Source organism: Erwinia sp. TECH1 (assembly GCF_054057575.1).
In genome coordinates, this window is sequence record NZ_JBSRZK010000001.1 from 970,677 (window position 1) to 984,122 (window position 13,446).

12 protein-coding genes are annotated in these 13,446 nt (G+C 58.4%); 6 read left to right on the plus strand and 6 right to left on the minus strand.

What is annotated here, in order from left to right; all coding sequences use genetic code 11:
- Window position 1: 1 nt before the first annotated feature.
- Complete coding sequence (locus ACVWZ0_RS04475; RefSeq protein ID WP_253455351.1) at window positions 2-2,434, plus strand: formate C-acetyltransferase/glycerol dehydratase family glycyl radical enzyme; 2,433 nt, start codon at window positions 2-4, stop codon at window positions 2,432-2,434.
- Window positions 2,435-2,644: 210 nt separating this feature from the next.
- Here the strand turns inward: ACVWZ0_RS04475 and ACVWZ0_RS04480 are convergent, their stop codons facing one another.
- Entirely contained in the window at window positions 2,645-4,144 is a 1,500-nt protein-coding gene (locus tag ACVWZ0_RS04480; RefSeq protein WP_253455350.1) for an NCS1 family nucleobase:cation symporter-1, read from the minus strand.
- A 145-nt stretch (window positions 4,145-4,289) separates the two neighbouring features.
- Between ACVWZ0_RS04480 and ACVWZ0_RS04485 the strand changes: the two genes are divergently transcribed.
- From ACVWZ0_RS04485 to puuE, 3 genes are read left to right on the plus strand one after another with little or no spacing between them, the layout of a single operon-like run.
- On the plus strand, window positions 4,290-5,015 hold the full coding sequence (locus tag ACVWZ0_RS04485; protein WP_253455349.1) for a GntR family transcriptional regulator: 726 nt from the start codon (window positions 4,290-4,292) through the stop codon (window positions 5,013-5,015).
- Entirely contained in the window at window positions 5,005-5,745 is a 741-nt protein-coding gene (gene hpxA / locus ACVWZ0_RS04490) for an allantoin racemase (protein WP_253455348.1), read from the plus strand. The genes ACVWZ0_RS04485 and hpxA overlap by 11 nt, the downstream gene beginning before the upstream one ends.
- 30 nt (window positions 5,746-5,775) lie before the next feature.
- Window positions 5,776-6,735 carry an allantoinase PuuE gene (gene puuE, locus ACVWZ0_RS04495; RefSeq protein WP_253455347.1) on the plus strand — a complete coding sequence of 320 codons (960 nt, stop codon included), beginning with the start codon at window positions 5,776-5,778 and terminating at the stop codon, window positions 6,733-6,735.
- Window positions 6,736-6,798: 63 nt separating this feature from the next.
- On the opposite strand, the gene ACVWZ0_RS04500 is transcribed toward puuE, so the two are convergent.
- From ACVWZ0_RS04500 to ACVWZ0_RS04520, 5 genes are all read right to left on the minus strand, one after another.
- Entirely contained in the window at window positions 6,799-7,506 is a 708-nt protein-coding gene (locus ACVWZ0_RS04500; protein ID WP_253455346.1) for an aspartate/glutamate racemase family protein, read from the minus strand.
- A gap of 318 nt (window positions 7,507-7,824) precedes the next feature.
- Window positions 7,825-8,214, minus strand: a complete 390-nt coding sequence (gene hpxZ / locus ACVWZ0_RS04505; protein WP_253455345.1) for an oxalurate catabolism protein HpxZ — start codon at window positions 8,212-8,214, stop codon at window positions 7,825-7,827.
- Entirely contained in the window at window positions 8,211-9,611 is a 1,401-nt protein-coding gene (locus ACVWZ0_RS04510) for an AtzE family amidohydrolase (RefSeq protein ID WP_253455344.1), read from the minus strand. The genes hpxZ and ACVWZ0_RS04510 overlap by 4 nt, the downstream gene beginning before the upstream one ends.
- Window positions 9,608-9,793: an oxalurate catabolism protein HpxX gene (gene hpxX, locus ACVWZ0_RS04515; RefSeq protein WP_253455343.1), complete on the minus strand. Its 186-nt coding sequence runs from the start codon at window positions 9,791-9,793 to the stop codon at window positions 9,608-9,610. The genes ACVWZ0_RS04510 and hpxX overlap by 4 nt, the downstream gene beginning before the upstream one ends.
- A 12-nt stretch (window positions 9,794-9,805) precedes the next feature.
- Complete coding sequence (locus ACVWZ0_RS04520; RefSeq protein ID WP_253455342.1) at window positions 9,806-11,392, minus strand: gamma-glutamyltransferase family protein; 1,587 nt, start codon at window positions 11,390-11,392, stop codon at window positions 9,806-9,808.
- Between the two features lie 182 nt (window positions 11,393-11,574).
- Here ACVWZ0_RS04520 and hpxU point away from each other — a divergent pair, with 182 nt between their 5' ends.
- Window positions 11,575-12,414: a MurR/RpiR family transcriptional regulator HpxU gene (gene hpxU, locus ACVWZ0_RS04525; RefSeq protein WP_253455341.1), complete on the plus strand. Its 840-nt coding sequence runs from the start codon at window positions 11,575-11,577 to the stop codon at window positions 12,412-12,414.
- Between the two features lie 252 nt (window positions 12,415-12,666).
- Window positions 12,667-13,446 carry a transporter substrate-binding domain-containing protein gene (locus ACVWZ0_RS04530; protein ID WP_253455340.1) on the plus strand — a complete coding sequence of 260 codons (780 nt, stop codon included), beginning with the start codon at window positions 12,667-12,669 and terminating at the stop codon, window positions 13,444-13,446.

Here is a 13,446-nt window from a genome sequence, read left to right on the forward strand (position 1 = left end):
GATGACCAGACTCAACCTTGATGTTTTAAGCAGCCGTATCAAAACGCATAAAGAAGCCCTGATCGCTATCAGCAAGCCCCCGATTTGTACCGAGCGCGCGCGGCACTATAGCGAAATCTATCAGCAGCATCAGGATAAACCCGTACCGGTTCGCCGCGCGCTGGCGCTGGCACACCATCTGGCGGAACGGACTATCTGGATTAAGCATGATGAGCTGATTGTAGGCAACCAGGCCAGCAAGGTGCGCGCCGCGCCCATTTTCCCGGAATATACCGTGACATGGATCGAAAAAGAGATCGACGATCTGGCGGATCGTCCCGGCGCGGGCTTTTCTGTTTCTGAAGAGGACAAGCGGGTACTGCATGAAATCTGCCCATGGTGGCGCGGCCAGACGGTGCAGGATCGCTGCTACGGCATGTTTACCGGGGAGCAGAAGGCGCTGCTGGCAACCGGCATCATCAAAGCGGAAGGGAATATGACCTCCGGCGACGCCCATCTGGCCGTCAACTTTCCGCTGCTGCTGGAGAAAGGGCTGGATGGCCTGCGTGAGAAAGTGGCGGAACGCCGCAGCCGCATCGATCTGACGCATCTGAACGATCTGCATGGCGAGCAGTTTTTGAAAGCCATCGATATCGTTCTTCAGGCCGTAACTGAGCATATCAAGCGCTACGCCACTCTGGCCCGCGAAATGGCGCAGGCAGAGAAGAGCGTCGCGCGCCGTGCGGAACTGCTGACCATCGCGGAAAATTGTGACGTGATCGCCCATCGGCCGCCACAGACCTTCTGGCAGGCGCTCCAGCTTTGCTATTTTATTCAGCTGATCCTGCAAATTGAGTCTAACGGTCATTCGGTCTCTTTTGGCCGCATGGATCAATACCTTTATCCCTGGTATCGCCGCGACGTGGAGCTGGAACAGCATACGGATCGCGAGCAGGCGATCGAGCTGCTGCAAAGCTGCTGGCTGAAGCTGCTGGAGGTCAATAAGATCCGATCCGGCTCCCACTCCAAAGCTTCGGCCGGCAGTCCGCTCTATCAAAACGTCACTATCGGCGGACAGAATCTGCTGGTGGACAAGGCGGTGGATGCCGTCAACCCGCTCTCTTACGCGATTCTGGAATCCTGCGGCCGTTTGCGTTCGACGCAGCCAAACCTGAGCGTGCGCTACCATGCCGGAATGAGCGACGATTTCCTGAATGCCTGCGTGGAGGTTATCCGCTGCGGCTTTGGGATGCCGGCCTTTAACAACGATGAAATCGTCATTCCGCAATTTATCCGGCTGGGCGTCTCAGCGGCCGACGCTTATCAGTATGCGGCTATCGGCTGCATCGAAACGGCCGTGGGCGGCAAGTGGGGCTATCGCTGCACCGGGATGAGCTTTATTAATTTCGCCCGCGTGATGCTGGCGTCGCTGGAAGGCGGACGCGACGCCACCAGCGGCAAAACGTTTCTGCCGCAGGACAAAGCGCTTTCCGCAGGCAATTTCGACAGTTTCGATCGGGTTATGAGCGCCTGGGATGAGCAGATCCGCTATTACACCCGCAAATCGATAGAAATAGAGTACGTGGTGGATACGGTGCTGGAAGAGAACGCGCACGATATTCTCTGTTCGGCGCTGGTGGATGACTGTATTGAGCGGGCAAAAAGCATCAAGCAGGGCGGCGCAAAATATGACTGGGTATCGGGATTGCAGGTGGGCATCGCCAATCTGGGCAACAGCCTGGCGGCGGTGAAAAAACTGGTGTTTGAACAAGGAGTGGTGGCGCAGCAGGCATTAAGCGAAGCGCTGGCCACCGATTTTGACGGTCTGAATGGCGAGCAGCTGCGCCAGCGTCTGGTTAACGGCGCGCCAAAATACGGCAATGATGATGATTATGTCGATGAGCTGCTGACGCGCGCTTATCAAACCTATATTGAGGAGCTGAAAAGCTACGTTAATCCACGCCATGGCCGCGGCCCGATCGGTGGCGGTTACTATGCGGGCACCTCGTCTATCTCTGCCAACGTGCCTTTTGGCGCGCAGACGATGGCGACGCCGGACGGGCGTAAAGCGCGAACGCCGCTGGCGGAAGGGGCCAGTCCGGCGTCAGGCACCGATCGCCTGGGGCCGACGGCGGTGATGGGTTCAGTCAGCAAGCTGCCTACCGGATCGATTCTGGGCGGCGTTTTGCTGAACCAGAAGCTGAATCCCGCCGCGCTGGATAATCCGGGCGACAGGCAAAAGCTGATGCTGCTGCTGCGCACTTTCTTTGAAGCGCACAAAGGCTGGCATATTCAGTACAACATCGTCTCGCGGGAAACGCTGCTGGCCGCAAAGGCGCAGCCCGATAATTATCGCGATCTGGTGGTGCGCGTAGCGGGATATTCCGCCTTCTTTACCGCGCTTTCTCCCGACGCGCAGGACGATATTATTGCCCGCACCGAATATAGCCTTTGACGGGGCATCGCAGAGTACAGGCCAGGCTTGATTGTGAGCCGATCTGTACTCTTTTACCAGCACAAACTAACTTCAAAAATGGCGAACCGCTACGCTTACGGGCTTGAAGCAGCGCTAAAAATTGAAGCTATCAAATCAGAGGAAGGCGCGCAGAGCTGAACGTTTTTTTAAGCGGAAGCCTGCCGGTAGCAGGCTTTCTGCCCTTATCATTTAAGCGCGTCTTTTCTCCACGGCTACGCGGCTCGCGTAACGCGGCACAGCGCTTACGCACTCTTCGCGCGCCATCCAGCGGTAGCAGCCTGCCGCCAAAGCAACGCCGATAAACCAGCTGAAGTTAGCCACCTCGTGCAGCGAAGGCGAAAAGCTAATCGCCAGCCCAATCAGTACTGAGGGCAGCAGCGCGGCAATCGCTTTAGGATTGAAGCCGCCGCGATACCAGTATTTTCCCTGCGGCGTAGCATTAAAAAGATCGTCCGTTGAAATCTGTCCGCGTTTGACCAGGTAAAAATCGCACAGCAGGATGCCAAACAGCGGGCCGATAAAGGCGCCCAGCACGTCCAGCGTATAGTGGATAAGCTCGGGCGACTGAAACAGGTTCCACGGCGTCAGCAGCACCGATCCTACGGCAGCAATCATGCCGCCGGTGCGGAAGCTAATCTTCTGCGGCGAGCAGTTAGAAAAATCGAACGCGGGCGAAACGAAGTTAGCGACGATGTTGATGCCGATCGTCGCGGTGATCATCGTCAGCAGGCCAACGGCCACCGCCAAATCGCTGCCCACGCGGCTGACCGTTTCAATGGGGTCGGTAATCATATGGCCGAACAGCGACTGCGTACCGGAAACAATCACCACCGTCACCACGGAAAAAAGCAAAAAGTTAAACGGCAGCCCCCAGCGATTGCCGCGGCGGATCGCCTTCATGCTTTTGCCATAGCGCGCGAAGTCGCCAAAATTAAGCAGCGGCCCGGAGAAATAAGAGACGACCAGCGCCGTCGCGGTCACCATCTGCCAGAGCTGCTGGCTGCCGCTGAGCTGTTTCGTGGAGAGCGTAAAGGAAATACCTTCAAAACCCGTTCTGTATACAATCCAGACCGCCAGCAGCACCATCACCACATAGACCGCCGGGCCGGCCACATCGATAAAACGCTTAATCGCCTTCATGCCGTGCCAGAACACCAGCGCCTGAGCAAGCCACATAAAACCAAAGCAGAGCCAGCCAAGCTGCGACAGGCCCAGCCAGGAAACCTGCGTCATCGGCGCCAGTGAAGGCCAAAACTTCAGCGTTACCAGCATCAGCGCGTTAGCGGCCAGCCAGGTCTGGATACCGTACCAGGCGAACGCGATCAGACCCCGGATCACCGCCGGAATATTGGCGCCGAATACGCCAAAGGCCTGGCGGCAGACGACCGCATAAGGCACGCCGGTCATCTGGCTGGGCTTAGCGATCAGATTAGCGCACAGCTGCACGATGCAAATGCCCGCCAGCAGACAAATCAGCACCTGCCAGCTCGCCAGACCCAGCGTGAAAAAGCTGGCCGCCACCACATAACCGCCCATGCTGTGCACGTCCGACATCCAGAAAGAAAAGATGTTGTACCAGCTCCAGTTCTGCTCGCGCGTCGGGGCCAGATCCTCGTTGCACAGCCGCGGGCTGTAGCTGGCGTGCGCCTCCTCTGCGGACGCCGGAGTAACATGTAGACTCTTTGGCATGAAACCTGCTCCTCAACAATTCAACGAAATAGCAAACGGTTGAGAGAGGTATTGCAGGATCCAGGCCAGAAGTTGAATTCATGTATACAAAATAAGCCAATCGTGTGTACGATTTTAGGCAAGATAAACCTGAGCGGACCAGGAAATGAAAAGTGAAAGCGGCCTGAAAAGGGCTACCGACCTGAATGACAAAGACGAAGCTATCTTTCAGGCGCTGATGAAGGCGATGGTGGAGCGTCAGCTGCCGCCGGGCAGCAAACTGCCGGAAGAAGCGCTTGCCGACGTCTTCGGCGTTAGTCGAACCGGCATCCGTAAAGTGCTGACTCGCCTCGCTGCGGTGCAGATGGTGGTGTTAACGCCCAAGCGTGGTGCACAAGTTGCCACGCCTTCGACAGAAGAAGCGCAGGACATCTTCCGTACGCGTGAACTTATCGAATGCGCCAATCTTCCCACCGTGCTGGCGCACTGTCAGTCTACCCATCTGGTCGCGCTGGAAAACCTAATCCAGCAGGAACAGCAGGCGCATGACGAGCGTGACGGCCCGGCGGCGATCCGGCTTTCCGCCGCGTTCCATATTCAGCTTCAGGCGATCTCCGGTAACCAGGTGCTGACCGAGATGGTGACCCGACTGACCCAGCGTTCGTCGCTGGTGATTGCGGCCTGGGGCGCGCCGTGGCAGCAGGGCTGCCGCTGTGACGACCACGACAGGCTGATCGGCCTGCTCAGACAAAAAGCGCTGGTGCCGCTTACTGAAGCAATGCGGCAACATTTTGCGCATATAGTAGCGAGCCTGCATTTCGAGCGCGGTGGCGAAACGCTGCCGGATTTCGCCAGCCTGTTCACCGGTTTTGGAGGCGCGAATGACCGTTAAACAGCTTATTCAGGTTATCAATCCCAATACCAGCCTGGCGATGACCGAAACCATTGGCGAAGCGGCGCGCGCCGTAGCATCGCCGACGACGGAAATCCTGGCGGTTTGTCCCTCGGAAGGGGTTCCCTCAATCGAAGGGCATTTTGACGAGGCCGTCGCCGCTATCGGCGTGCTGGAGCAAATAAAAGCCGGACGCGAGCAGGGCGTCTGCGGTCACGTTATCGCCTGCTTTGGCGATCCGGGGCTGCTGGCGGCGCGCGAACTGGCTTCGGGGCCGGTTATCGGCATTGCGGAAGCCGCTATGCATATGGCTACGATGGTTGCCACGCGCTTTTCCATCGTCACCACGCTGCCGCGCACCGTTATTATCGCGCGTCATCTTTTACAGCAGTATGGCTTTGAACCGCATTGCGCCGCGCTGCATGCTATCGATCTGCCGGTACTGGCGCTGGAGGATGGCACAGGGCTGGCGCAGGAAAAAGTGCGTGAGCGCTGCATCCGCGCAAAAAAAGAGGACGGCAGCGGCGCCATTGTACTGGGCTGCGGCGGCATGGCCCGGCTGGCGCGGGAACTGACGCAGGAGCTGAATATGCCGGTTATTGACGGCGTGGGCGCGGCGGTAAAAATGGTGGAATCGCTGGTGGCGCTGGGGCTGTCGACCAGTAAGCATGGCGATCTGGACTATCCGCTGCGAAAAAACCTGTCGGGTCAGTTTAAGCGCCTAAACTAAGTTATCTTGCTCTGGAACAGGACTACGATCATGACCGATGCTGATGAAAAGAAAGAGTACAGCTTCAATAAAAACTATCCCCGCGATCTGATCGGCTACGCCGGAAAGCCGCCCCATGCGGCCTGGCCGGACAATGCACGTATCGCCGTGCAGTTTGTTCTGAACTATGAAGAGGGCGCGGAAAACAGCGTGCTGCATGGCGATACCGGCTCCGAGCAGTTTTTATCGGATATTATCGGTGCGGCCAGCTATCCCGAGCGCCATATGTCGATGGAATCGCTGTATGAATACGGCTCGCGCGCCGGTTTCTGGCGCATCCACAACGAGTTCCAGAAGCGCGGCCTGCCGCTAAGCGTTTTTGGCGTGGCGATGGCGCTGGCACGTCATCCGGAAATCGTCGAGGCGATTAAAAACGCCGATTACGACGTGGTCAGCCACGGCTGGCGCTGGATCCACTATCAGGGGATGGATGCAAAAACCGAGCGGCAGCATATGCAGCAGGCGGTGGATACGCTGACCGATCTTTTTGGCAAAGCGCCAACCGGCTGGTATACGGGACGCGACAGCCCGAATACGCGCAGGCTGGTGGTGGAGCAGGGCGGCTTTACCTACGACAGCGACTATTACGGCGACGATCTGCCGTTCTGGACAAAGGTGACCTGTCAGGACGGGACGGTCAAGCCGCACCTGATCGTACCTTATACGCTGGAAACCAACGACATGCGTTTCGCCACGCCGCAGGGCTTTAACACGGCGGAGCAGTTTTACACCTATCTGAAAGACAGCTTTGACGTGCTGTATGAAGAGGGTGAAACCGCGCCGAAAATGCTTTCCATCGGCATGCACTGCCGTTTGCTGGGCAGGCCTGGCCGCTTCCGCGCATTGCAGCGCTTTCTGGATCATGTACAGCAGCATGATAAGGTCTGGATCTGCACGCGCCAGCAGATTGCCGACCACTGGATAAAGACGCACCCGGCGCCGGAGGCGTAAGTAAACCTGTCAGGAAGGCATGAAGTGCCATCCTGACAGGATCGCCAGCAGAGGCAAAATTGGCTAGCGGGTCGACCTTGAGCTGGCAAAGCCACGAATAGCAGCTTCAGCCAGGCTTGCTGCCGTATCAACAATCGGCAGCAACTGCTGAGGATGGCTTTTAAGTAAGGGGCTGATGTCCGTACAGGCAATAAGCAGCGCCTGGGCGCCAGCTTCCTGCGCCAGAGAAATCAGCGCCCGCCACTGCGTTATCACTTCAGGATCGGTAAATCCGTTTTGTTTAATCAGCGCTATCAAACGCGTTGTGCTCGCACGTAATGGCTCAGAAGAGACACAGCGCTTTCCTGTCAGATGCAGACGCTGCTGATAAAAACCCGCATCAAGCGTAGCCTCAGTAGCAATCACGGCGATGTTCTCCGCTGCGGCAAGGCGTTCAAGCGCGCAGTCGGCAATATGCAGGACAGGAATGCCAGCGCTGGCCTCCTGCATTTCAGCAAAGTAGCAATGGGCTACATTGCAGGGCACCACGATCAAATTGACCCCGATTTTTACCAGATCGCTAATGCCATCGCGCAGTGCCGCTGACATTGCGGCATCTTCAACCGCCCGGTCAGGGAAAAAAGGCGTCGGCAAGGAAATAATATGCATTTTGGGATAGTCGATATCGAACCTGGCCCCGTATTGCTTTTGGCACTCATCCACCAACATATCGATAAAAGGCGCGGTGGAGCGCGGCCCCATACCGGCCAGCACCCCTAGACTGTAAGGCATTACGCTCTCTCCCTTTGATAACGGACAAAATTCATCATACATAGCGCCAGCAGTAAAAAAGAAATTATTAACAGCTCAACAGAGATAAGGACGGCGGTAAACCGATAGATACTGGTTGATAATTAAGCGCTTAAATAAACTGATGCGGTCCATTTTTTAATGCGCTATCCGGTTACGGATTAAACGACCTTAAGGCCTGGCTCTCTCCCGCAAACAGGTGACAGAAAAGAGCCTGGCCCTGGTAAAAGCATTTTCAGGCTAAAAAATAGCCGATCGGACTTCTGCCGGGTCTGCGGATTCACTCCTGGTGAAACGGCATTATTCGCCGCACGTTATCAGGCTGACCTGCGCGGCGACAATCCGCCAGCCTTGCGGCAGCTTCACCCATGTCTGCTGCTGACGACCAATCTTTTCCGTTCCCTCACGGGTAAACTCCGTGCTGCATACCGCGTAATCATCGCCAAACGTGGTGATTACCGTATTACGCAGCTGACGAGCCAGGCCCTGTGCAGGACGCGCGGCGCGGAAAGCGCGGATTGCCTCAATCCCGTACAAATTTTCCCCGGCGCCCAGCCGCACGGTGCGCTCGTCATGCCAGAACAGCTCGTCGAGCACGTCGATATCGTTGCCGGTCAGCGCCTGCTCGTAGCGATAAAAAGCGTCGGTAACCTCTGCCAGCACCGAAGGGCGATTAATTTTATCCGTCATGCTGTCAATCCTCCTGCTACAGGTGCTTTAGCGATGCCCATTTTCTCCAGCGTCCATGCCACGCGCAGGCAGGCTTCTTCTTTAAACGGCGCGGCGATAAGCTGTAGGCCGATCGGCATGCCGCCCGGCGTTTGCAGCGGCACGGTCGTCACGGGCAGCCCCAGAAAGGAGATGGGCTGCGTCAACATGCCCATGCTGGCGCGGATGGGCAAATCGCTGCCGTTGATATGCATCGTTTCCTGTCCAATCAGCGTGGCGCTGGTGGGCGTGGCGGGCGCAATCAGCACGTCAAACTGCCCGAACAGGGGCAGCACCCGCTCACGAAAATAGTGGCGGAAGCGCTGCGCCTGCACGTACCAGGCGGAAGGCGTCATCGCACCGGCCAGCAGGCGCTCGCGCGACAGCGGCTCAAAACGCTCCGGCTGCGTGCGCAACGCGGGCAGCCAGGCGTTGCCGCCTTCGGCAGCGGTCAGGATAAACGCGGCGGTACGGGCCAGCGCGGCCTCCGGCATCAGCACCTCTTCCTGCGCATCAAGCGCTTTTGCGGCCTGCGCGACGGCTGCGCGGGCATCGTCATCACACCAGGTCTGAAAATAGCCGCCCAGCACGGCGCACCGCAGGCCCTGTGCGCCTTGCTCCAACAGGCGATGAACAGGCTGGATCGCTTTTTCCGCCTGAAAGCTATCCTGCGGATCGCGGCCCTGTAACGCATCGTAAACCAACGCAAGATCTTCGGTGCTGCGGGCGAAAGGCCCGATATGATCGAGGCTGGCGACAAAGGGCTGGCTGCCACTGCGCGACAGGCGGCCAAACGTCGGCTTCAGGCCAAAAATGCCGCACAGCGAAGCCGGTACGCGGATCGAGCCGTTGGTATCCGAGCCCAGTGAAAAATGCACCAGGCCAGCGGCGACGGCCGCCGCCGAGCCGCCAGAGGATCCCCCGGCGATACGTTGGCTATCGTGAGGGTTACGCGTGGCGCCGTAATGGCTGTTTTCCGTGGTAAAACCGTAGGCATAGGCGTCCATATTCACCATGCCGGACAGCAGCGCGCCCGCCTCGCTGAGCTTGCTCACTGCCCAGCTGTCTTTTTTGGCCGCCGGGCGATCGCTGAGCAGGCTGGCACCCGCCAGCGTGGTATGGCCCGCAACGTCAAAAAGATTTTTTACCGCGCAGGGAATGGCCGCCAGCGCGGGTAACGGACGATCCTCTTTGCGCTGACGATCGAGACGATCGGCCTCGCTCAACATGCGATCCCGCGTTACGCTCGTCCAGGCATTGATCGTCGGATCCAGTCGCTCGATCCCGTCCAGCGTTTGCTGCGCGATTTCTCTGGCGCTCAGCTCGCCTTTAAGCAGCGCGCTTTTTAGTTCGGCAATGGAAAGGGAGCTTAGCGTCATGCTTTATATACTCCTGCGATTTCTTGACGTTCATCCAGCGGGAACGCCATCAGCGGCGCGGCCATCTCGGCAATACGTGAAAACTGCACCAGCAGCTCGGCGCGACGACGGTCGTCCATCGGTACGCCCAGCACCTGCTCCATGTGGGCCAGATAAGCCGTCCAGTCAATTTCGGTGTTCATGATGTTCTCCTGTTAAAAACCGGCCGCGCTGCCGTTGCTGCGGGGATCGCTGGCGCCTTCCAGCATGCCGTTGGTATGGCGGACAATCGCGCCTGCGTGGCCGACCGCCTCGCTGAAATCCTCCAGCGCTTCGACTTCATGCCCCAGCTCGCGCAGGCGGGTAAAGGTAGCGGCAGAAAAACGGCCCTCCAGCTTCAGCGAATCGGAAGCCTGGCCCCAGGTGCGGCCGAGCAGCCAGCGCGGCGCGCTGACGCACTGCTGTAGCGGCATTCCCTGCACCACGTGACGGGTAAAAATGGCGGCCTGAGTCTGCGGCTGGCCGTCGCCGCCCATCGAGCCGTAGACCATGGTGCGGCCATCGTTCAGCCGTGCGGCGGCGGGATTAAGCGTATGAAAAGGCTGTTTGCCCGGTGCTAAAGCCAGCAGGTGTTCGGGATCCAGGCTAAACGCCGCGCCGCGATTTTGCCAGGTGATGCCGGTGCCGGGCAGCACCACGCCGCTGCCGAATTCGTGATAGATGCTCTGAATAAAAGAGACGGCAAGGCCGCTGCTGTCCATCACGCCCATCCACACGGTATCGCCCGGCCCTTTGCCGGTTCCCCAGCCGGCCGCGCGGCTGTCGCTGATTTGCCCCGCCAGCGTTTCGAGCTGGTCGGAATCAAGCAGCGCCTGCATCTCTTCGCGCATATGCAGCGGATCGGTGAGATAGCGGTCGCGCAGGCCGAAAGCCAGCTTGGTCGCCTCCACGATGCGGTGCACGGTCTGCACCTCGTCTGCTTCCGCCATATTCAGATGATTGGTGATGCCCAAAATCGCCAGCGACACCAGGCCCTGGGTCGGCGGCGTCATATTAAAGACCTCGCCGTACTCGTGGCGGATGCTTAATGGCTTACGGCGCTTCGCCCGATGCTTATTAAGATCTTCCAGCGTAATCGGCATGCCAAGCGCCGACATTTCTGCCGCCAGGCGATTAGCCAGCGAGCCGCGATAAAAGCTGTCCAGCCCCTGTTCCGTCAGGATGCCCAGCGTGTTTGCCAGCGCCGGTTGGGTAAAGCGGCTGCCGGCGCGCGGCACCTCGCCATCCGGCAGGAAAGCGGCCGCGAAGCCCGGCTGCGCCGCCAGCTCGTGATATTTGCCGGCGGTTGCGGTCGACTGCGATTGGGTGACGGGAATGCCGTCCGCCGCATAGCGGATCGCATCGGCCAGCAGGCGTGAAACGGGCATCACGGCACCGCTAAGCTCGTTGGCTATCGTCAGCGCTTCTGACCAGCCGCTGACCGTTCCGGCTACCGTCAGCGCCGATTTTGGCCCGCGATGGGGGATAGCCGCCGCGCCGTCATAAAAAGCGAAATCGGCCAGCGATCCGGCCGCGCCGCTGGCGTCGATGGCGATGGGATCGCCCTGCGGCGGCATAATCAGCCAGAAGCCGTCGCCACCCAGCCCGTTCATATGGGGATAAACCACGGCGATCGTGGCCGCCGCCGCGACCATCGCCTCAATAGCGTTGCCGCCTTCGCGCAGAATGGCCAGCGCGCTTTCACTGGCGAGATGATGAGGCGTTACGGCCATGCCAAGCGGAGCGAGATTACTTTGTATCATCACGTTCTCATTTTCAGGGACGGAGCAGAAAGGGAAGCAAGAGCTGTTCCAGTTTGTTGCAGCCGGAACGGCAGGGCAGTGAAAAAACGCGTCCGGCTTGCAAGATGAAGGTGAACTTTTCCGCCCGGCACGTTATTTGTATACGTTATCTTCTCTGAAACAAAAGTTACAAGGTTCATATCATGAAGCAGCTTGATGAGCGCCTGAGAAATCACTATCCCCAGCTTTCTCCGCAGGAGCAGCGCGCGGCGGATTTCATCTTCGATCATTTTGACGATTTGATTAGCTATAACAGCGCAGAGCTGGCGCGGCTCAGCGGCGTTTCTAAAGCGACCGTCAGTCGCTTATTCAAACGTCTTGGCTATGAGAAATATCGCGATATGCGCGACGAGTTGCGTACGCTGCGCCAAAGCGGCATGCCGCTGACCGACAATCGCGACGCGGTGCAGGGCAACACGCTGCTGGCGCGCCACTACAAGCAAGAGATGGCAAACCTGACGCAGTGGGTAAGCCAGCTGGACGCCGCGCAGTTCGGCGAGGTGGTGCAAAGACTGGCCGCCAGCAGGCGCATCTTTATTGTCGGTATGCGCAACTCCTGGCCGGTGGCGCTGCACCTTCGGCAGCAGCTGTTGCAGGCGCGCGGCGAGGTCTCCGTCGTGCCGCAGCCGGGGCAGACGCTGGCGGAAGAGCTGCCGGATATGACGCCGGACGATGTAGTGGTGGTGATTGCCTTTCGCCGTCGTCCGCGCATCATTAAGCCCCTGCTGCAACAGCTTCAGCAGGCTGGCGTGCCCACGCTGGTGATTTGTGAGCCGCAGGCGCAGGCGATCCTGGCGCTGGCGACATGGCAGCTTTGCGCGCCGCTGGACAGCGTGTCCGCTTTCGACAGCTATGCCTGCGCCAACAGCCTCATCAACCTGCTGACCAATGCGCTGCTGCATGAGCTGTTAAGTAAAGGTCGTCAGCGCATCCATCATATCGCTAATCTGTACGGCCAGCTGGACGAGCTGGAACAACGCTGACAGGGCACCATTTTGGTGCTTTGCTTTATTTCAGGGCAGCGCCGCAGGCATCGGGAAACCATTTTCTGAACTTGCTGACATGCTTCTTTTTCTGCCTTATCTCCTGCTTTCTGGCTGGTTTGAAACCGCTTTTTCCTTTGTTTGCGTGCTGTTCCACGGCTGGCGATCCCTTTTTCCGTGGCTGGCACATTAGTTGCAAATGATTATTTCAGGAATCTTTCGTTTCATATTGGCTTAACCGGGGAAGAGAAAATGAAAAAAACGTTACTGGCGATCGCGGGCGCAGTATTGCTGTTCACCCAGGCCGCACAAGCGGATCAGTTGCAGGATATAGAGAAACGCGGCGTGCTTCGCGTCGCCGTGCCGCAGGACTTTCCGCCGTTTGGCTCGGTCGGCACCGAGCTACAGCCGCAGGGTTACGATATCGATATGGCGCGCTACCTGGCCAGCCAGATGAAACTTAAGTTACAGCTGGTGCCGGTCACCAGCGCCAACCGTGTCCCTTATTTACAGACGGATAAAGTGGATCTGGTGATCTCCAGCCTGGGTAAAAATCCCGAGCGGGAAAAAGTTATCGCCTTCAGCCGCGCCTATGCGCCTTTCTTCCTGGGCGTTTTCGGGCCGAAAGAGGCCGAACTGAAAGCGGCAGCCGGGCTGAGCGGCAAGTCGATTGGCGTAACTCGCGGCGCGGTGGAGGATATGGCATTAAGCGATATTGCGCCCAAAGACGCGCAGCTGAAACGCTATGAGGATAATAACACCACGCTGTCGGCCTACCTGTCGGGCCAGGTACAGTATGTGGCGACCGGCAACCTGGTGGTGGCGGCGATTGCGCGCCAGAACGCAGACAAAGCGCCGGTGGCTAAGTTTATGCTGAAAGATTCGCCCTGTTTTATCGGGATGCGCAAAGGCGAACCGGCGCTGAAGGCGAAGGTGGATGGCCTTATCGAACAGGCGATCAAAGATAAAACGCTGAACGGGCTGTCGCAGCAGTGGCTGAAAGCGCCGTTGCCGGCCGACTTCAGCGCGTAA